This window comes from Enterobacter cloacae complex sp. P40C2 (assembly GCF_014930695.1).
Classification (GTDB): domain Bacteria; phylum Pseudomonadota; class Gammaproteobacteria; order Enterobacterales; family Enterobacteriaceae; genus Enterobacter; species Enterobacter pasteurii.
The window spans coordinates 48,769-68,732 of sequence record NZ_JADBRP010000003.1; the positions used below are offsets into that span (position 1 = coordinate 48,769).

Genomic DNA, 19,964 nt, shown 5'->3' on the forward strand with positions numbered 1-19,964 from the left:
CAGGCTTTCTCTTTTAACCGAGCACAGAACATTATGATTCGATTTGCCACGTTCGTTTTTACGCTTTGTTCCCTGGCGCCCGCGGCGTTTGCCGTCACCTATCCGCTCCCCCCAGAAGGAAGCCGGCTGGTGGGGGCACCCGTCACCGTTACCGTGCCCGAGGGCAATACCCTGCCGCTAGAAGCCTTCGCGGCGCAGCACGGGCAGGGGCTGAGCAATATGCTGGAAGCTAACCCCGGGGTCGATCCGTTTCTGCCCCGAGCCGGAACGCGGCTGGTGGTGCCGCAGCAGCTGATTCTGCCGCCAACGGTGCGTGAGGGGATCGTGGTGAACGTGGCGGAAATGCGCCTTTACTATTATCCACCCGATGGCAATACGGTGGAGGTGCTGCCTGTCGGCATCGGCCAGGCCGGACGCGAAACGCCGCGTAACTGGGTAACCGCCGTGGAGCGTAAGCAGGAAGGCCCAACCTGGTCACCTACGCCCAACACGCGTCGCGCTTACGCGAAAGAGGGCAAAACCCTGCCCGCGTTCGTACCCGCGGGGCCGGATAACCCGATGGGGCTGTATGCCATCTATATTGGCAGGCTGTATGCCATTCACGGCACCAACTCGAATTTCGGAATCGGGCTGCGCGTCAGCCAGGGATGCATTCGCCTGCGCAATGACGACATCAAGTACCTGTTTGATAACGTCCCGGTGGGCACGCGGGTGCAGCTTATCGATATGCCCGTAAAGGTCACCGCGGAGCCGGACGGCAGCCGCTGGGTAGAAGTGCACGAGCCGCTTTCGCGCAATCGCGCCGAATTTGAGTCCACGAATAAGGTTCCGCTGCCCATAACCGCCGCGCTGCGGGCGCAGCTCGTTAGCGATGGCGCGCAGGCCGAACTGGAGCGGCGGTCGGGGATGCCGGTGAAGATCGGCATGTGAGGATATTTAGAGGGGCGGCTGCGACAGCGCAAATGCAGAAAAGCAAAAAGCCTGCTTTAAAAGCAGGCTTTTCAAATTTGGCTCCTCTGACTGGACTCGAACCAGTGACATACGGATTAACAGTCCGCCGTTCTACCGACTGAACTACAGAGGAATCGTGTGAACGGGGCGCATATTATCGACCCGCGTACGCCTTGTCAAAGGATGGATCGTCGTCTTTCGCTCGTTTGCTGACAAAAACAGCAAAGTGACGATTTTGCCAACGTAATGCACCATTATTGTGCAGATATACCCCGAATGGGGCAGATCGGAAACCGTTGCCTGCGCCTGAAACAGGGCTTCAGCGATTGGCTTTCCTTATTTTCAGCCGCTTAGCGATGATATCGGGCCATCAGCAAAAACTGGCATTCATATTGCAAAACCTGTTCAACAACACAGCCGTTAGCGGCACGGTATTTTCGAACAGGGGGCAACATGAACTTAAGACGACTGAAATACTTCGTAAAAATCGTCGATATCGGCAGCCTGACGCAGGCAGCTGAAGTGCTGCACATCGCGCAGCCTGCGCTGAGCCAGCAGGTCGCGACTCTGGAAGGCGAAATGAACCAGCAGCTGTTGATCCGCACCAAGCGCGGCGTAACGCCTACCGAAGCAGGTAAAATTTTATATACCCACGCCCGCACCATCCTGCGCCAGTGTGAACAGGCGCAGCTGGCCGTTCACAACGTTGGTCAGACCCTGAGCGGGCATGTCTCCATCGGGCTGGCACCGGGTACGGCCGCATCGTCCGTCACCATGCCGCTGCTTCAGGCGGTGCGCGCAGAGCTGCCGGAAGTGCTGGTTTACCTGCATGAGAACAGCGGCGCCGTCCTGAATGACAAACTGCTCAGCGGCCAGCTGGACATGGCGGTACTCTACGATCGCTCACCGGTTGCCGGGATCACCAGCCAGCCGCTGCTGAAGGAAGACCTCTATCTGGTCGGTACCCGTGACTGCCCGGGGCAGAGCATTGATTTAACGGCCGTGGCGGAGATGAACCTGTTCCTGCCGCGTGACTACAGCGCGGTGCGCGTGCGCGTCGATGAAGCGTTCTCGCTGCGCCGCCTCACGGCGAAAATTATCGGTGAGATTGATTCCATCTCCACGCTGACTGCCGCCATTGCCAGCGGGATGGGCGTGACGGTACTGCCCGAGTCCGCCGCACGTTCGCTGTGCAGCGCGGCGAACGGCTGGATGGCCCGCATCACCACGCCGTCCATGAGCCTGCCGCTGTCCCTGAACATGTCCGCGCGCGGTTCGCTTTCTCCGCAGGCGCAGGCGGTGAAAGAGATCCTGATGTCTCTGGTCAGCAAGCCATCGCTGGAAAATCGCGAACTGCAGCTCGTAAGCTGATATTCCAGATAAGCATAAGATGCTGGTTTTTATTATTTGTTTTACAGCCCGGCTGACTCTAACAATAGCGTTATGTCAGATGCGCCGGAGTGAATCGTGAATTTCCAGCAGCTTAAAATTATTCGTGAGGCGGCCAGGCGGGATTACAACCTGACCGAAGTCGCCAACATGCTTTACACCTCCCAGTCGGGCGTCAGCCGACACATCCGCGAGCTGGAAGAGGAGTTAGGCATTGAGATCTTCATCCGCCGCGGCAAGCGCCTGCTCGGCATGACGGAGCCCGGCAAGGCGCTGCTGACCATCGCCGAGCGCATACTCAACGAGGCCAGCAACGTGCGCCGGCTGGCGGATCTCTTTACCAGCGATGCCTCCGGCGTGCTGACCATCGCCACCACCCATACGCAGGCGCGCTACAGCCTCCCGACGGTGATCAAAGCCTTTCGTGAGATCTTCCCGGACGTCCGTCTCGAGCTGATCCAGGGCACGCCGCAGGAAATCGAAGTGCTGCTGCATAACGGTGGGGCCGATATCGGCATTGCCAGTGAACGGCTGAGCAACGACCCGCTGCTGGTGGCTTTCCCGTGGTTCCGCTGGCATCACAGCCTGCTGTTGCCTGACGATCACCCGCTGATTCAGGTTTCGCCGCTGACGCTGGAAGAGATCGGCAAATGGCCGCTCATCACCTACCGGCAGGGCATAACCGGCCGCTCGCGCATTGATGAGGCGTTCAAGCGTAAAGGGCTCACGCCTGACGTGGTGTTGAGCGCGCAGGATTCCGACGTGATCAAAACCTACGTCGAGTTAGGGCTGGGGATTGGCCTGGTGGCGGAACAGTCCGGCGGCGAGCGTGAAGCCGGGAACCTGGTGCGTCTGGACACGCGCCATCTGTTCGACGCTAATACCGTCTGGCTGGGCCTGAAACGCGGGCAGCTCCAGCGCAACTACGTCTGGCGATTTATTGAGTTGTGCAACGCCGGGCTCTCGGTAGACGAGATCAAACGTCAGGTGATGGAGCCGGAAGAAGTGGCGATTGATTATCAGATTTAACTACGCGTTTGCCCGGTGGCGCCGAGCTTTCCGGGCATGTTATTCCTCCTTTACCCTGTTCTCCTTTATTTCTGAAGACGGCTTCCATATTTTGCATCCTTAACCTGCATGCCAGCCAATCTGTCTGCATAATCGGCACTATAGTTTTGCATCTATATAGCGTTTGATCTATATTGCACAAGGAGGTCCCGTGTGGGCTATTAAAACGACGGACAGGTTTGACGACTGGTTCACCTCATTAAATGACAGCGAGAGGGCCAGCGTACTCGCCGCGCTACTCGTTTTACGGGAGAAGGGGCCCGGCCTGTCCAGGCCGTATGCCGATACGCTTAAAGGCTCGCGGCACAGCAATATGAAAGAGCTGCGTATCCAGAATAAGGGCGATCCGCTGCGGGCGTTTTTCGCTTTCGACCCGAACCGTACGGGTATTGTGCTTTGTGCAGGCAATAAGGTCGGTAATGAAAGGCGATTTTACGATGAGATGCTCCTCGTTGCGGATCGGGAATACACTCGCTGGCTAAACACACTGGAAGAGAGGAAGTAACGCGATGGGCAGAACCCTGGAGCAGCTAATTGCAGATGAGAAACCCGAGGTTGTTGCCAGCGCACAGGCAATGGCAACGGATATTTTGCTCAATATCCATCTGGCTGAGCTACGTGAAAAAGTGCAAAAAACGCAGGTAGATATGGCTAAGGCGTTGGGAATTAAACAGCCTACCGTCGCCGTCATGGAAAAGCCAGGACGCGATATTAAGCTCTCTTCTCTGAAACGCTACGTTGAGGCTGCCGGAGGAAAGCTACGGCTGGATGTTGAACTGCCGGATGGCTCGCATTACGATTTTTTGCTGTAGCCCAGAAAAGCAAAAAGCCTGCTTTAAACGCAGGCTTTTCAAATTTGGCTCCTCTGACTGGGATCGCCTTTGCCATTAACTGGCTGATTGGTAAGCTAAACCTAAAAATCAGGGTGGTCAAGACCACCAGAATGACCACCAATTTTGCCAACACCGAACACACAATGAGTAAGCCTTGTAGATTCAACTACTCCATATATTTCTTAGCAAAACTCGCCAACTCTTTCGCCCTGGCAGGTTCCCAGCCGTTATTGACTGCAAACTGTCTGATTGCCTCATCAGTTGCTCTGAATCCTTGCTTTTTTAGATCAGAAAAAATTCGTTTTGCCATGTCTTTATCACATGGATGACTGAGCCCTGTTGCCATGTTGATGCATCGACCTGGCCGCAAAATCTCATCGCCTACATGCGCAACATGGCGTCAAGCGCCTCCATGGAAAGGAGATTGTCCGGGCGCAGTTGTTTCCAGCGCCGCCATATCCGGGTGTCAATATCTTCATCCGGTATCTGGGTTCGTCCCTGCGGGAGCGAGATCCCCTGTAACCGGCGGCGGGCGCAGATTTTCATGATGGATTGTGATGTTCATAAACTGTGCGGAGGCGCGGCTCAGCGCGAACAGCTCATCCAGCGACAGTTCATTGATGGCGTTGAGTTCATCATAGGTGAACCCCAGCGCTTCACAGTGATGGATATTGCCTTTTTTCAGGGCGTGCAGGGCATTGGTCAGTACGACAAAATTCAGGGCCGGAATCATGGTAATTCTCCTTTCTGCTGTTTTTCATGCAGGCGGCGCAATATGCGTATCAGCCGGAACAGCGGGATCACGACCGTGTCATTAAGCAGGGCGGGCTGAGCAGGTGTGCCAATCAGCAACTGATGCCAGACCGTTGCGTTGCCGGGCAACTTTCCGGCGAGAAACGGCAGTAAGCGGAACAGAAGCCTGACATCCGTGGAGATATTTTCTTCCGGGCTGGCAATATCAAACCCGTTACTTTCTGAAGGCGCGACAAGGTGTTCCAGACCGGCGGTGGCAGCCAGTTCCCACGCCGTCTGGTCAGCAACCGACGCCAGACATTCAGGCGTGTCATTCAGGGGATCAATTGCCCAGATCATATAGGGATCGCTATGCCTGCCACGGCTTTGCGGTGGCGGTGTCGGGGTATCCGCATTGTTATCCACAGAGGCCCCGGAAACGGGGCGGGGATCGCGCTCCTCTGTCCTGGCGGGCTTATCAGAGGCATTGTGAGCGGTGGTGTCGCTCTTCTCTGGGACGTCGTCGGACTGACGGGCTTTTTTTTTCCTCCGAAGGCGGCTGACAGGTTCGTTGCTGTGTGACGTCGGGAAGCGTCGGAACGGCTGCACCGAACAACAGCTGGCATTTCTGGTTCCGGCTGTCTGTCACCAGCGCGATGGTCTTGTAATCAATGTTCAGCGCCTGGCTCATCAGGCCCGTCAGTTCATCCCGGAGATGCTCATGTTGCCGGCGACCCGTTAAAGGACGTCAGGGCAAGAGCAAAAATATCGTCAAAAAAAGGCAACCCTGTTTTATCCGCGGCGTGCTGATGCCAGAACTGTTCAGCGTTACTGCGTAACAGCAGGATTTTTTCAACGCCCAGGCGGGAAAGACCACCGTACAGCACGTCGGGGATATGGGGCAGCAGCCATTCGACAGCGGATTCCATTTTACTGATACCGGATTGTGTGACCGGGAAACCGTCATCACGCAACAGTTGCGCCAGTCGGGTTTGCGACAGGGGCGCGGGAGAGGACTGCTGGTACACTCCCTGGCGCGACACACCCTAAGCGCACGTTCAATGAACGTCAGTGAGCCGCGCATTTCGTTTTCGATGAGGTGGCCCAGCAGGCAGTGCAGGTTTCCTTCCCCGACACTTTTTTCTGTCTGCCAGGGGTGAAAGAGACAGGCGATGTTACGGTATCTCTCCTCACGGGTTTCCTGCCACAGTTCATTGAGTATGGCCAGCCGGGTGTTGCCGCCGTTGGCGATAATATAGAACAACTCGCCCGGGCGCTGAGTGATGTGCGGAGGGTGGTCAAGGCCGCGTAAACGTATTGAGGCTTTGATTTCCTCATAGTCCGGGTTGCGGGTGAGGCGCGGATTCATATTAAACGGGTGCAGATCTTTCAGGGGGAGGGTAATCAGCGTATGTATATTGTTATTCATGGTTGTTGCTCCTGTGCGATGGGCGCAACTGTCGCAGGTTTAATTTTTTCTCAACCCATTCGTCAATCTCCTTTTCAAGCCATGCTACACTGGCGGGTCCTATTTTTATGGACTGGGGAAAATGGCCTTCTTTCATCAAGGGATAGATTTGTGAGCGATGGAGCCCGGTTCTGGCCTCAACCTTTTTTATGCGCAGTAAATGGTACGGTGCCATCAGTCTCTTCGGTTTAGTCGGACGGGGAGAGCTTTATTACCTGTCAGTCAGCGCTGATAACAGGTTTAAATACATTTTCAGTATGAAAATTACGTCGGGATGTTTTCAGTCTTGATACTTATTTATGTGATGAATGATTTGTAGCTAAAAATAAGTTTCTGACTATATGGCTGGTTGGTGAATACATTATTGTTATAAATAGTTATGATATATACATCACATTTTTTGAAAGGGAACTTGTCCAGAAAAGGACTGTGTTGCAGGAAGTAAGTTGTAAATAAAGAATTCATTTTTGATCTATTTCATCCAGAAACATGACACACGCGGAATGCATTCCTGTCATGCCAGGATGGCAATGATTTGGATCAATTAGAAACGGAAAACAAAACAATCATCCAGCATTTCTCCTGTCATCAGGATCTCCGCTTTCTTTTCCTTCATAGAATGGTCAGCGCGACGTAAGGCTGTATCAAAAACAGTGTTGTTTGCTACTTAATTTTAGATTAAAACACTTAATAAAGTCCAATATTGGAATTTTGATCTGAATAGTTGATCTTGAGTGGCATTTTACACTAACATGTTTTTGTAAAGAAATGTCGTTCACTTAACAATCATTCCTTAAAAGGAAAGGGATCACTATGGCCGATACGTTCCAGAACGAGGTGCCTAAGGCACGCATTAATTTAAAGCTTGCATTGCACACAGGTGGCGCGCAGAAGAAAGTTGAATTACCGCTTAAGCTACTCACCGTCGGTGATTTCAGTAATGGCAAAGAAGACCGCCCATTATCTGAAAGAGAGAAAATCAACGTCAATAAAAATAACTTCAACAGCGTACTTTCGGAATTTAACCCGGAAGTGAACCTGACGGTTCCGAACACCATGGCCGGTGATGGTTCGGAAGAACGCGTGAAACTGAATTTCTCCGATATTAAAGATTTCGAACCTGAACAGGTGGCCCGCCAGATCCCTCAACTCCGTGCCATGCTGGCCATGCGTAATTTATTACGCGACCTCAAATCCAATCTCCTTGATAACGCCACTTTCAGAAAAGAGCTTGAGAAAATTCTCAGGGATCCGGCGCTGTCTCAGGAATTACGCGACGAAATGAGTGCCCTGGCCCCGAAATAAAACCCGGGCGCGTCTTTTAATGGATTAAACGAGAGAATGCTGATGTCTGTTAATACTGAAAATGGCTCCGCGCAGGGGCAGACCACTGTACTGGAAAAAGAGAGCGTCTACACCTCCCTGTTCGACAAAATCAACCTGACCCCGGCATCCAGCCTGGGCGATATTAATGCGTTTCTGGACGATGCCGCGATGGCGGACGCCACGGCGGGCGAGCGCCTGACGGCGGCGATGCAGGTGTTTATGGACTGCATCCGCAAGTCTGGCCAGCCCGTGGAAAAACTCGACAAGACCCTGATTGACCACCATATTGCTGAACTGGATTTCCAGATCAGCCGCCAGCTGGATGCGGTAATGCATCATCCGGAGTTCCAGAAGGTGGAATCCCTGTGGCGTGGCCTGAAGCAGCTGGTGGATAACACCGACTACCGCCAGAACGTGAAAACCGAGATTCTGGATGTCTCCAAGGACGACCTGCGTCAGGACTTTGAGGATGCGCCGGAGCTTATCCAGAGCGGCCTCTACTGGCACACCTACACTGCCGAGTACGACACCCCGGGCGGTGAGCCGATTGGCTCGGTGATTTCGGCGTATGAGTTTGATGCGTCTGCACAGGACGTGGCGCTGCTGCGCAATATCTCGAAAGTCTCCGCCGCCGCGCATATGCCGTTTATCGGTGCCGTGGGTCCGAAATTCTTCCTGAAAGACTCTATGGAAGAGGTTGCGGCAATTAAGGATATCGGCAACTACTTCGACCGCGCCGAATATATCAAGTGGAAATCCTTCCGTGATACCGACGATGCCCGCTATATCGGCCTGGTGATGCCGCGCGTGCTCGGCCGCCTGCCGTATGGCCCGGACACCGTACCGGTGCGCAGCTTCAACTACGTCGAGCAGGTGAAAGGCACGGATCATGAAAAATACCTGTGGACCAGCGCATCGTTTGCCTTCGCGTCCAACATGGTGAAGAGCTTCATCAACAACGGCTGGTGCGTGCAGATCCGTGGCCCGCAGGCGGGCGGGGCGGTGAAAGACCTGCCTATCCATCTGTACGATCTCGGCACCGGCAATCAGGTGAAAATCCCGTCTGAGGTGATGATCCCGGAAACCCGCGAATTTGAATTCGCGAACCTCGGCTTTATCCCGCTCTCGTATTACAAAAACCGCGACTATGCCTGCTTCTTCTCGGCGAACTCCGCCCAGAAACCGGCCCTGTACGACACCGCTGATGCGACGGCCAACAGCCGCATCAACGCCCGTCTGCCGTACATCTTCCTGCTGTCGCGCATCGCGCACTACCTGAAGCTTATCCAGCGCGAAAACATCGGCACCACCAAGGACCGCCGCCTGCTGGAGTTGGAGCTCAACACCTGGGTGCGCACGCTGGTAACGGAAATGACCGATCCGGGCGACGAGCTGCAGGCTTCACACCCGCTGCGTGACGCGAAGGTGGTGGTGGAAGACATTGAGGACAACCCAGGCTTCTTCCGCGTCAGGCTGTATGCGGTGCCGCACTTCCAGGTGGAAGGCATGGACGTGAATCTGTCGCTGGTTTCCCAGATGCCGAAAGCCAAAGCGTAAGGCGGTCGCAGGAATGAAAATCTATCGTCCGTTATGGGAAGACGGGGCCTTTCTGGCCCCGCAGCAGTTCCAGCAGCAGGCCCGCTGGGATGCACATGTGGCCGACACCGTGGCCCGGATGGCGCTGGCGCACCCGTGGGGTGTGCTGTGTGCGGAGTTCGACGAGGGCGCGCTTGCGCTCTCACGCCTGAACGCGACGAAACTGGTTGTCCGTTTCGCTGACGGGACGCTGGTTGACACGGGGCTGGCCGACAATCTGCCACCGGTGTGTGATGTCTCGTCGGTGGCGCAGGAGAGCGTGGAGGTGCTGCTGTGCCTGCCGCTGCTCAGCGCGAACGGCGGCAATCTCGATGACGGGCGCGACAGTGCGCGTCCGCGCCGCTGGCAGTCTGAGCGGGTGACGGTGCAGGAGCTGGCCGGGCATGAGCGCAGCGAGCTGGCGGTACTGCGCCATACGCTGACGCTGCGTCTGTCCACCCAGGAGAACAGCGCCTGGTTGACCTGTCCGGTGGCGAGACTGGCGCGTAATGCGCAGGAGCAGTGGATACAGGAGGGGAGTTTTATACCGCCGCTGCTCTCTTTATCCGCCAGCCCGTTACTGCTCAGTGAACTGGGTGACCTGCTGCACCGCCTTGCCGCCCGGCGTAAGCGCCTGATGGCGATGCGTCGTGAAAGCAACGAGCGGATGGCGGACTTCGCCGTGGCGGACGTGTCGCTGTTCTGGCTGCTCAACGCCCTGAACAGCGCGGAGCCGGTACTGACGGAGCTGCACCAGACGCCGTCGCGCCATCCGGAACTGCTGTACCGCGAACTGGCCCGCCTTGCCGGCAGCCTGCTGACCTTTTCGCTTGAACATGATGTGGAAGCCATTCCCCCGTACCGGCATGACGCACCGGAAACGGTGTTCCCGCCGCTGTTTACCCTGCTCGATAAACTGCTGGAAGCCAGCCTGCCGTCGCGCGTGATCACCATTGAACTGATACAGGGCGAAGACCGGGAAATCTGGCGCGGGAAACTGCATGACGCGCGGCTGCGTGAAGGGGCGGATTTCTATCTGTCTGTGCGCTCCGCCATGCCGAACCACGAACTCCAGACGCGCTTCCCGCAACTGTGCAAGGCGGGCAGCCATGACGACGTGTCTGAGGTGGTGAACATCGCCCTGAGCGGGATGGTGATTAAGCCGTTAAGCCATGTCCCGGCGGCCATTCCGCTGCGTCTGGAGAACCAGTATTTTGCGCTGGATTTGTCCACTGACGCGGCGCGCGCCATGCTGGACGCCGGCAACTGCACTTTCTATACGCCGGGCTCGCTCGGTGAGGTGAAACTTGAACTGTTTGCGGTGCTGCGCTCATGAACGATGCTGAAATTAACCTGATAAACAAAACCTTTTATCCGGGCTGGCTGATGGTCAGCCAGTTGCGCAGCGGCCAGGAAATAAAGGACGGCGAAGCGCTGTACCGCCGGGCCTGCCGGTGGGTGAATGCCGCGCGTGAATCACTGACCGGAGCCGGGTTCAGCACCGTGTCCTGCGACCATATGCTGTATGCGTACTGCGCCCTGCTGGATGAGAGCGTGCTGAACCGGGACATACAGGACGATGGCTACCGCCAGTGGCGCAAGGACCCGCTGCAGGCGCGGTTTTTCCGTACCCTGAATGCCGGGGAAGAGCTGTGGGAGCGTATCCGCACGGCCCTGCGCGAGCCTGCGCCGGACGTGGCGGTGCTGACCTGTCTGTACCGCACCCTGCAACTGGGCTTCACCGGCCAGTACCGCACGCAGGATGATGAGCGGCGGGAGGATGTGGTGAAGGCGCTGAGTGAGCGCGTACCGCCGTTTGCGCTGACCCAGGAGACACCGGTGGTGGTTCGCGCCTCGCGCTTACGTTCCGGACGCCGGCTGTACTGGCTGGACTGGGCGGCGGGCGTGGTGGTGCTGGCGGCGCTGTGGCTGATGTTTTCGTCCTCGCTGGCGCAACAGGTGTCACAGATTGCGGGGCAGGGATAACGGATGCGTGAACTCTCCCGAACGCTTCTCACACTGTTTGCTGCTGTTCTTGCCCTGTGGCTGGTCATGGGTTTCTGGCCGTTGTCCACCGTCAGTCGTTCTGTGCTCAGCGTCTGTATTCTGCTGGTCTGCGGCGCGGCGCTCTGGCACCGGTGGCGGCGTCGCCAGTTCGTCAGCATACCGGTAACGGAGCACAGCCTGCCGCCGGAAGATTTTCAGGGGGCGGTGGTGTTGGTCTGCGGCGACACGGCCCCCCTGTTTTCCCCCGATACCGCTTATCGTGAAACCCGTCAGGGCTGGTATCTGCACGCGCAAAACGCAGAACAGCTGCCGCTGCTGGCGCAGCATCTGGCAGCCGTCCGCCCGGCGCTGGTGTCGCAGGTCTCGGTGTTGCTGGCGCTGATACCGGAACAGCAGACCTCGGAAGAGGCGCTGGCGCAGTCTCTGCGTGGCTGGCGACGCAGCATTGCGCAGTGCCGGAGCTGGCTGAACGGTGTGCCACCGGTATGGAGTGTGGCCTGGGTATCGCCGCCTGCACTTCACCATAAAGGAGAGGCGCAGTGGTTTACCGTCACACCGGGGTTGCCGGGCGTGCGGGTGCGGCAGAACGGTCATGTCGCCCTGCCGGTGACGGACTGGCAGCGGGAGAGCGGCAGCCGCGCTTCGCGCCTGCATGACACGCTGTGGCTGGAGAGCATACTGGCGCTGACGGCACACCATCTCACCCGGCCACTCAACGTCCGGCAGGGTGAGCTTCCGCAGCTGAATCTTTGCGCGACGGGTATCTGTCTGACACCGGTCGCCGCCACTGCGGATAACCTCTGGCAGCAGCAGATAGCCGGTATCACCACGCTTTGCCCGCAACCTGTCCTTGCACCGGATTTACTGCCGCTGCCGGAGGTATTGCTGCCACACCTGCCGCGCCGCCACGGCATCAGCCGCCGGATGCAGGATATGCGGCTGGCTGGGGGTATCTGTTTTGTCTTCCTTGCGCTGGCGATGCTGGCTTCCTTTATCAACAACCAGCGGCTGGTACGCAGCGTGGGCGACCACCTTGCCGTGTACCACCGTCTCAGCGGCACGCCACCTGAGCCGAAGCAGCAGGCGCAGCAGCGTCTGCGCGCAGACAGCCGCCTGCTGGACGACTGGCTGCGCCGGGGCCAGCCACTGCGTTACGGACTTGGCCTGTACCAGGGCATGCGTCTGATCCCGCCGGTAGAAGCCGCCATCAATAGCTGGACGCCACCGCCGCCACCTCGTCCGGTCATTAAGAAAATCGTACAGGGGCCGCAGACTGTCCGCCTCAACAGCATGTCGCTGTTCGACACAGGCCGCTGGGCGCTGAAACCCGGCACCACGAAGCTGCTGGTGAATTCGCTGGTGGGAATTAAGGCGAAGCCCGGCTGGCTGATTGTGGTGGCAGGTCATACCGACAGCACGGGGGATGACCCGTCCAACCAGGTGCTGTCGCTTAAGCGTGCGGCGTCTGTGCGCAACTGGATGCGCGACACCGGCGACGTGCCGGAGAGCTGCTTTGCGGTGCAGGGCTACGGCGAAAGCCGTCCTGTTGCCACCAACGACACGGCGGAAGGCCGGGCGCTGAACCGTCGTGTCGAAATCAGTCTGGTGCCGCAGGCGAATGCCTGCCAGGCACCGGGCAACACACTGGCGCCATCGCAGGATGATGGCGTCTCAAAAAATGAAATGGAGTAATTAACATGGCAATTCCTGTTTATCTGTGGCTGAAGGACGATGGCGGCGCGGACATCAAAGGTTCCGTGGACGTGAAGGACCGTGAAGGCAGCATCGAGGTGGTGGCGCAGGAGCATAACCTGTACATCCCGACCGACAACAACACCGGCAAACTGACCGGCACGCGTATCCACACGCCGTTCCTGTTCACCAAGGAAATCGACTCTTCCAGCCCGTACCTGTACAAGGCGGTGACCACCGGTCAGACCCTGAAATCGGCCGAATTCAAATGGTACAAAATCAACGACGCGGGCCAGGAAGTGGAGTACTTCAACACGAAGCTTGAGAACGTGAAGCTGGTGAAGGTGAATCCGAAGATGCACGACATCAAGGACCCGGCGTTCGAGAAGCACAACCACCTCGAGCAGATTGAGCTGCGCTACGAAAAAATCACCTGGACCTACAAGGACGGCAACATCATTCATTCCGACAGCTGGAACGAACGTACCACCGCGTAAGCCCCGTGCGGACAGGGTTGCCTGTCCGCCGTTTTTGTTGAACTTCTGTAGCTGCGGGCGTTCAGCAAAGAACAACACAATCTGCCTGCCTGACCTGATGCGCTTCGGGTTCCTGAATGACAGGGAACAGCGACGGGCGGTAGCGTGTCCGGAACTGATAAAGAGAGAGCCTCATGGAAAATCCAGCCAGCCTGTTACGCCGTCTTAACCCCTACTGCGCCCGTGCCATGGAAGGCGCGGCCTCCCTGTGTCAGACCCGCGCCCATGCGGAAATCCTGCCCGAGCACTGGCTGCTGAAGCTGCTGGAGCAGGGCGAGGGCGACCTGACGGTGCTGGCCCGCCGCTACGAATGGGATATGGACGCCATCTGGCAGGATTTGCTGGCATTTCTCGACACGCTGCCCCGTTCGGTACGCAGCCGTCCGCAGCTCTCCGACAGCACTCAGACCCTGATGCAGGACGCCTGGCTGTGGGCGTCGCTGGCGGGCGAAGAGCAGATACGCAGCATTCACCTGCTGATGGCGCTGGCTGAAAAACCAAAACGGGTGCGCTGCGACGGTTTGTGGCCGCTGCTGACCCTGGCGCAGAGCCAGCTTGAGCGTCTGCGCCCGCTGCTGGATGCGCAGTCGGACGAGCGACCGGAAGTGCAGCAGGAGGAGAGCCTGAGCCAGTCGCCTTCCGTGCTGAACGATGAGTCCCCCCGCGAGTCGGGCATTGCCGGCAGCAACGGGTTAAGTGAAGCATTACAGAACGCCCTGGATAAGTTCACCCTCGACGTCACCGCCCGCGCCCGGGAGGGCAGAATCGACCCGGTATTCGGGCGTGACAATGAAATCCGCCAGATGGTGGATATCCTCTCCCGTCGCCGTAAGAACAACCCGATACTGGTCGGTGAACCTGGCGTGGGCAAAACGGCCCTCGTGGAGGGGCTGGCACTGCGCATTGCCGAAGGCAACGTCCCGGACGCACTGAAGCCGGTCTCGGTACGTACCCTTGACCTCGGCCTGCTGCAGGCCGGTGCGGGTGTGAAGGGGGAGTTCGAGCAGCGCCTGAAAAACATCATCGAAGCCGTACAGCAGTCGCCGCTGCCGGTGCTGCTGTTCATTGATGAGGCGCACACCATTATCGGCGCAGGCAACCAGGCGGGCAGCGCGGATGCGGCCAACCTGCTGAAGCCCGCGCTCGCCCGCGGTGAACTCAGAACCATCGCCGCCACCACCTGGAGCGAGTACAAACAGTACTTTGAGCGCGACGCCGCGCTGGAGCGCCGCTTCCAGATGGTAAAGGTGGACGAGCCGGACGACGACACCGCCTGCCTGATGCTCCGGGGCCTGAAATCCCGCTACGCGCAGCACCACGGGGTGCATATCACCGATGAGGCGGTCAGGGCGGCGGTGACCCTTTCCCGGCGTTACCTGACCGGCCGCCAGCTGCCGGACAAGGCGGTTGACCTGCTGGACACGGCTTCGGCCCGCGTGCGCATGAGCCTCGACACCGTGCCGGAGCCGCTAACCCGGATGAAGGCGCAGCTCACGGCCCTGGCGATGGAAAAGCAGGCGCTGATGGAGGATATCGCGGTGGGCAACTCCGCTCCCGGTGAACGTCTGGCGGCCATTGAGCAGGACGAAGTCCGCATCATCGTGGAACTCGACGAACGGGAAACGCAGTACGGCCAGGAGCTGAAACTCACGGAAGAACTGCTCGCCTGCCGCGCGGACATCTCCCGTCAGGCGGAAATTGCCGGTCTGCAACAGCAACTGAGTGAAGTTCAGCAGGGTAACCCGCTGCTGGGGCTGGACGTTGACGTGCGTACGATTGCCACCGTCATCGCCGATTGGACCGGTGTGCCGCTCTCGTCATTAATGAAGGACGAGCAGACGGAGCTGCTGAGCCTGGAAACCAGCCTCGGTAAACGCGTGGTGGGCCAGGATGCGGCGCTGAATGCCATCGCGCAGCGCCTGCGCGCGTCAAAAACCGGGCTTGCGCCGGAGAACGGCCCGCAGGGCGTGTTCCTGCTTGTGGGGCCGAGCGGCACCGGCAAGACCGAAACCGCCCTTGCGCTGGCGGACGAACTGTTTGGCGGCGAGAAATCCCTGATAACCATCAACCTCTCCGAATACCAGGAGCCGCACACCGTCTCCCAGCTCAAGGGCTCCCCTCCGGGTTATGTGGGTTACGGCCAGGGCGGCATCCTGACCGAAGCCGTGCGCAAGCGCCCGTACAGCGTGGTCCTGCTCGATGAAGTGGAAAAGGCGCACCGCGACGTGATGAACCTGTTCTACCAGGTCTTTGACCGGGGCTTTATGCGCGACGGCGAGGGGCGGGAAATTGACTTCCGCAACACAGTGATTCTGATGACCTCCAACCTCGGCAGCGACCACATCATGCAGCTGCTGGATGCACAGCCGGAGGCTACCGAACCGGAACTGCACGAGCTGCTGCGTCCGGTGCTGCGTGACCACTTCCAGCCAGCCTTACTAGCCCGTTTCCAGACGGTGATTTACCGTCCGCTGGCACAGGCGGCGATGCGCACGATTGTCGGCATGAAGCTCGGCCAGGTGAGTCAGCGCCTGGCCCGGCATTACGGTATGACCACCACCGTCAGCGAAAGCCTGTCTGATGCGCTGACTGCCGCCTGCCTGCTGCCGGATACCGGTGCGCGCAATATCGACAGCCTGCTGAACCAGCAGGTTTTACCGGTGCTGAGCCAGCTGCTGCTGAGCCATATGGCGGCGGGGCAGAAGCCGCAGCATCTTACACTGGGCTGGGATGACGAAGAGGGGATTGTGATTGAGCTGCGGCAGGAGGATGAGTGATGACCATCCATGATAAAAAAAAGAAGACTGATCAAAAAGAAGAGAAGGAAGGCTCGCTGCGGTTACTGACGTCAGGAGAGATTGCACTGGCGAAGTCGGTCTACAAATCGACGATCCCGTACCATAAGGTCTGGATCCATCATGACAGTTATCTTCCGTTTGGCCTCCAGAATAAAAATACGGCGATGTCCCCGAACGGTGAGATTTATTTTCGTCACTGGTACAGGGATGATTACGCGTCGGCTTTACCTTTTCTGCAACATCTTTTTATTCACGAAATGGCACATGTCTGGCAGCGTGAAAAAGGAATGAACATCATCGGGCGGGGGCTGGTCAGCTGGGCGGTGAGTTACCGTTATGTCCTGGATGGACGTCTGTTAAGTGAATATCCCATGGAACAGCAGGCACAGATTATTGCCGACCATTTTACGTTGCAGGCTGAAGGATACGAGACATGGTGTGATCTGAGAAAAGCAGGTGATATCACGCTTGACGGCAACATTTCTGAGTCCGTTATCAGCCACCTGTATACCAGCACGCTGCGGGGGTTCCCATGGTGAAAATAATAACCTTTCGCATCAGGTATGCTTTTTTGCTCAGCCTGACGCTACTGGCCGGTTGCCCCGGCCACGGGGATTACCTTCGGCCTGATGAAATAGCAACGGTCAGCACAAGAGGCGACAATGTGTGTTTCAGTGTTCCGGAGCCAGAAGACTACCAGCTAGTCAGTATTTCCATCGATCCAAGAGGAACCCGGTTCAGGGAGCGGCAAATTACGTTTGATCCCACACTTCCTATTGTGAACGGCCAGCTATGTATCCCACCTTCATTCCATCATTTTCCTGATAAAGGCCAGTTCATTGTCAGATACGTTCTGCACTCTGAGCGCCATAAGGATACGCCGCGCAGAATGGTCGCCGGGGTGGAGATTGCCGGCGAGTGTATTTTCGACATTCCGCTTAATGACATGGAGGCAGTAAGACCGTACGGCGAGTTGGACAACAGTGATGTTCAGCCTGATCCAGGCGAACGTGATGGTTTCTGCAAATCCCCTTTTAGATCCGTTCATGGAGTGAAAAATTATGAATCTCACTGACTCTCTGCAAAACGTTTTATCCGGGGCGGGAACCCTAAACCGCTACAGGCTGGATATTCCTTCCTGTCCTTCTTCACTTGATGTTGAAGACTTCAGCGGTATTGAAGGCCTGAGCAGGATTTACAGGTATGACATCATTTTTACCAGTACGGACAAACATCTGGATGCTGCCTGGTTTTTGTGTAAACCCGCAACCCTGACGATGGGGGGCGGGTTACTGGAGAGCCTGACTGAACAGAAAAAAGTGCACGGTGTCATTACTCATTTCAGACGCATTTCCGGCTCTGCCGACCAGACACAGTATCTGATCACGCTTAAACCATTCCTGTTTTTGCTGGATAAGCAGCACCGCAGTCACCGTTTCTTTGTCAATAAGTCAGTACCCGAAGTGGTCGGGCAGGTGTTACAGGAGCATAACCTGCATGGCTGGGAATATGAGTTTACCCTCAAACAGAGCTACCCGAAGCGCGAGCAGATAAACCAGTATCAGGAAAGTGACCTGGCGTTTATCCAGCGTCTGCTGGCGGAGGTGGGGATATTTTACTGGTTTACCCTCCAGGAAGACGCGCAGACAGAGGTGGTGCATTTTGCCGATGCGCAGCGTGCGCTGATATTTGGTAAAACCCTGCCAGTCAACAGCCCGTCCGGGATGAGCGACAGCGGGGCTGACTCGGTGTGGGGCATGAATATTACCCATAACGTGGTTGAAGCCAGCGTCACCACGAAAGATTACAACCACCGTGACGCACAGAGCGTACTGCAGTCGGCTCCGGCGGATATGACCCGGGGAGACGGTGAAGGGGGGACCTATGGTGATGTCTACCATTACCGGCTGCGCCATCTGGCGCGCGGCGACAAAATAGACCCCACGGCAGAAACGGCTAACTTTTACGCCCGCCTGGACCACGAGCGTTTTCTGGCAAACCAGACGCAAATCACAGGCTACAGCACTGCGGCATGGCTGGCACCTGCTCAGGTGCTGAATATTACCGACGGCCTGCCACCCACCCTGCCTGCTGTCTTACAGGAACCGGTGCTGGTTATCAGCACGCATTTTACTGCCAGCCGCAAGAGCGCCCTTCTGGTGGATATTTTGGGCGTTCCGTACAGCGAAACGGTGTGCTGGCGTCCGGCACCGCTGCCGCGCCCGAAGGTGACCGGGACGATGACGGCGCGTATCACCAGCGCAAAAGCCAACGATATCTACGCCTGGCAGGATGCATCCGGCCTGTACCGGGTGAAATTTGACGCCGACCGGGATGACAAGTCGCAGGGGCAGGAGAGCATGCCGGTGCGTCTCGCCAAACCCTACGGCGGTGACGTGTACGGTTTTCACTTCCCGCTGATCCAGGGCACGGAAGTGGCGATCGCGTTCCACGAAGGCGACCCCGACCGTCCGTATATCGCCCATGCGCTGCACGACTCGCGGCATGTTGACCACGTGACGGAGAAGAACAGCACCCGGAATGTGATCCGCACGCCGACGAACAACAAGCTGCGGATGGAGGACAAGCGCGGCGAAGAGCATATCAAGCTCAGCACGGAGTACGGCGGTAAGACGCAGCTTAATCTGGGGCACAATGTGGATGCGTCCAGGGCGCTGCGGGGAGAAGGCGCGGAGCTGCGCACCGATGATTGGGTGACAATCAGAGGGGGGAAAGGGATCTTTCTCAGTGCCGATGCTCAGCCGAAAGCGCAGGGAAAAATGCTGGATATGAATGCTGCGATCGCTCAGTTACAGGGGGCGTTACAACTGGTAACAGCGCTAGCGCAGAGTGCGAGTGTATCAGGTGCGCTGGAAGCCGATACAGCTTCTCAAAAGCAGTTTGGTAATATGCTTGCACAGTTAAAAGATGCGGGGCTGCTGGCTTCCGCTCCGGCGGGTATTGGTCTGGTTACACCGAAAAATATTCAGCTTTCCGCAGGCCAGACTCTAACCGCGACAGCGGGTGAGAATGCGGATATAAGCTTAATAAAAAAGTTTACGGTTGCGGCAGGTGAAGCCATCAGTCTGTTTGCCCAGAAAATGGGAATGAAGATATTTGCAGCAAGGGGAATGGTAGATATTCAGGCGCAAACGGACGCCATGCGCCTCCAGTCGGATAAGACCATGAACATTAACAGCGTCAGTGGTGAAATTGTGCTGAATGCCGCTCAGGGGATCACGCTGACCAGCAAAGGTGGGGCGTATATAAAAATTAAAGATGGTTCGGTGGAAATTGGTGCACCAGGGAAAATAGATTTAAAAAGTGCAAATATTTTGTGGGGTGGAAGTGCTTCCCTGGAGCAGGCACTTTCTCCTGTATCTGTGAGCGACCCTGAATTTCATAATCCGATGAACGGTGGTTTTCAGGTGCTGGATCAATCGAGTAATCAGCCGAAACCCTACATTCCATACCGCATTGAAACCGAAGATGGGCAGATTATTCGCGGTGTGACGGATGAGAATGGTTATACACAGGCGCATTATGGTATTGATCCAAAAGGAATCAAACTATTTTTTGAATAATCAGG

General features: G+C 57.1%; 19 protein-coding genes, 1 tRNA gene and 1 pseudogene. 15 read left to right on the forward strand and 6 right to left on the reverse strand.

The window, feature by feature from the left end; translation table 11 throughout:
• The first annotated feature begins 33 nt into the window (after positions 1-33).
• Positions 34-930 carry a L,D-transpeptidase gene (gene ldtA / locus IM304_RS07920; RefSeq protein ID WP_193355828.1) on the forward strand — a complete coding sequence of 299 codons (897 nt, stop codon included), beginning with the start codon at positions 34-36 and terminating at the stop codon, positions 928-930.
• A gap of 78 nt (positions 931-1,008) precedes the next feature.
• Here the strand turns inward: ldtA and IM304_RS07925 are convergent.
• Positions 1,009-1,084, reverse strand: a tRNA-Asn gene (locus IM304_RS07925).
• A gap of 320 nt (positions 1,085-1,404) precedes the next feature.
• Between IM304_RS07925 and nac the strand changes: the two genes are divergently transcribed.
• The 4 genes from nac to IM304_RS07945 all read left to right on the forward strand — a co-directional run bounded on the left by nac (position 1,405) and on the right by IM304_RS07945 (position 4,220).
• Entirely contained in the window at positions 1,405-2,322 is a 918-nt protein-coding gene (gene nac / locus IM304_RS07930) for a nitrogen assimilation transcriptional regulator NAC (RefSeq protein WP_148418189.1), read from the forward strand.
• A 96-nt stretch (positions 2,323-2,418) separates the two neighbouring features.
• A complete protein-coding gene (gene cbl, locus IM304_RS07935; RefSeq protein ID WP_193355827.1) occupies positions 2,419-3,369 on the forward strand; it encodes an HTH-type transcriptional regulator Cbl in 951 nt (316 codons plus the stop codon).
• 190 nt (positions 3,370-3,559) lie between these two features.
• Entirely contained in the window at positions 3,560-3,913 is a 354-nt protein-coding gene (locus tag IM304_RS07940) for a type II toxin-antitoxin system RelE/ParE family toxin (RefSeq protein WP_193355826.1), read from the forward strand.
• 4 nt (positions 3,914-3,917) lie between these two features.
• On the forward strand, positions 3,918-4,220 hold the full coding sequence (locus IM304_RS07945) for a helix-turn-helix domain-containing protein (protein WP_193355825.1): 303 nt from the start codon (positions 3,918-3,920) through the stop codon (positions 4,218-4,220).
• A 187-nt stretch (positions 4,221-4,407) separates the two neighbouring features.
• Here the strand turns inward: IM304_RS07945 and IM304_RS07950 are convergent, their stop codons facing one another.
• The 5 genes and pseudogenes from IM304_RS07950 to IM304_RS07970 form a co-directional block, all read right to left on the reverse strand.
• Positions 4,408-4,587: a hypothetical protein gene (locus IM304_RS07950; RefSeq protein WP_193355824.1), complete on the reverse strand. Its 180-nt coding sequence runs from the start codon at positions 4,585-4,587 to the stop codon at positions 4,408-4,410.
• A gap of 38 nt (positions 4,588-4,625) precedes the next feature.
• Positions 4,626-4,974, reverse strand: a pseudogene (locus IM304_RS07955) (STY4526/YPO1902 family pathogenicity island replication protein); the annotation flags it as partial.
• A complete protein-coding gene (locus tag IM304_RS07960) occupies positions 4,971-5,399 on the reverse strand; it encodes a hypothetical protein (protein WP_193355823.1) in 429 nt (142 codons plus the stop codon). The pseudogene IM304_RS07955 and the gene IM304_RS07960, both read right to left, overlap by 4 nt.
• A gap of 322 nt (positions 5,400-5,721) precedes the next feature.
• Complete coding sequence (locus tag IM304_RS07965; RefSeq protein ID WP_193355822.1) at positions 5,722-6,402, reverse strand: ParB family protein; 681 nt, start codon at positions 6,400-6,402, stop codon at positions 5,722-5,724.
• On the reverse strand, positions 6,395-6,616 hold the full coding sequence (locus IM304_RS07970; protein ID WP_193355821.1) for an AlpA family transcriptional regulator: 222 nt from the start codon (positions 6,614-6,616) through the stop codon (positions 6,395-6,397). Before IM304_RS07970 ends, IM304_RS07965 begins: the two co-directional genes overlap by 8 nt.
• A 638-nt stretch (positions 6,617-7,254) precedes the next feature.
• On the opposite strand from IM304_RS07970, the gene tssB reads away from it, so the two are divergent.
• The 10 genes from tssB to IM304_RS08020 all read left to right on the forward strand — a co-directional run bounded on the left by tssB (position 7,255) and on the right by IM304_RS08020 (position 19,959).
• Positions 7,255-7,746, forward strand: coding sequence for a type VI secretion system contractile sheath small subunit (gene tssB, locus IM304_RS07975; RefSeq protein WP_193355820.1), 492 nt, complete (start codon positions 7,255-7,257; stop codon positions 7,744-7,746).
• A gap of 42 nt (positions 7,747-7,788) precedes the next feature.
• Complete coding sequence (tssC, locus tag IM304_RS07980; protein ID WP_193355819.1) at positions 7,789-9,324, forward strand: type VI secretion system contractile sheath large subunit; 1,536 nt, start codon at positions 7,789-7,791, stop codon at positions 9,322-9,324.
• A gap of 13 nt (positions 9,325-9,337) precedes the next feature.
• Positions 9,338-10,678, forward strand: coding sequence for a type VI secretion system baseplate subunit TssK (gene tssK / locus IM304_RS07985; protein ID WP_193355818.1), 1,341 nt, complete (start codon positions 9,338-9,340; stop codon positions 10,676-10,678).
• Positions 10,675-11,328, forward strand: coding sequence for a type VI secretion system protein TssL, short form (tssL, locus tag IM304_RS07990; protein WP_193355817.1), 654 nt, complete (start codon positions 10,675-10,677; stop codon positions 11,326-11,328). The genes tssK and tssL overlap by 4 nt, the downstream gene beginning before the upstream one ends.
• Positions 11,329-11,331: 3 nt before the next feature.
• Positions 11,332-13,041, forward strand: coding sequence for an OmpA family protein (locus IM304_RS07995; protein ID WP_193355816.1), 1,710 nt, complete (start codon positions 11,332-11,334; stop codon positions 13,039-13,041).
• A gap of 5 nt (positions 13,042-13,046) precedes the next feature.
• The gene (hcp, locus tag IM304_RS08000; RefSeq protein WP_029883904.1) at positions 13,047-13,538 is read left to right on the forward strand and encodes a type VI secretion system effector Hcp; all 492 of its coding nucleotides are present in this window, start codon (positions 13,047-13,049) and stop codon (positions 13,536-13,538) included.
• A 173-nt stretch (positions 13,539-13,711) separates the two neighbouring features.
• Positions 13,712-16,354: a type VI secretion system ATPase TssH gene (gene tssH, locus IM304_RS08005; RefSeq protein ID WP_193355815.1), complete on the forward strand. Its 2,643-nt coding sequence runs from the start codon at positions 13,712-13,714 to the stop codon at positions 16,352-16,354.
• Positions 16,354-16,914: a hypothetical protein gene (locus IM304_RS08010; protein WP_058651516.1), complete on the forward strand. Its 561-nt coding sequence runs from the start codon at positions 16,354-16,356 to the stop codon at positions 16,912-16,914. Before tssH ends, IM304_RS08010 begins: the two co-directional genes overlap by 1 nt.
• The gene (locus IM304_RS08015) at positions 16,908-17,450 is read left to right on the forward strand and encodes a putative T6SS immunity periplasmic lipoprotein (RefSeq protein ID WP_193355814.1); all 543 of its coding nucleotides are present in this window, start codon (positions 16,908-16,910) and stop codon (positions 17,448-17,450) included. The genes IM304_RS08010 and IM304_RS08015 overlap by 7 nt, the downstream gene beginning before the upstream one ends.
• Positions 17,437-19,959, forward strand: coding sequence for a type VI secretion system Vgr family protein (locus IM304_RS08020; protein WP_193355813.1), 2,523 nt, complete (start codon positions 17,437-17,439; stop codon positions 19,957-19,959). The genes IM304_RS08015 and IM304_RS08020 overlap by 14 nt, the downstream gene beginning before the upstream one ends.
• The last annotated feature ends 5 nt before the right edge of the window (positions 19,960-19,964 follow it).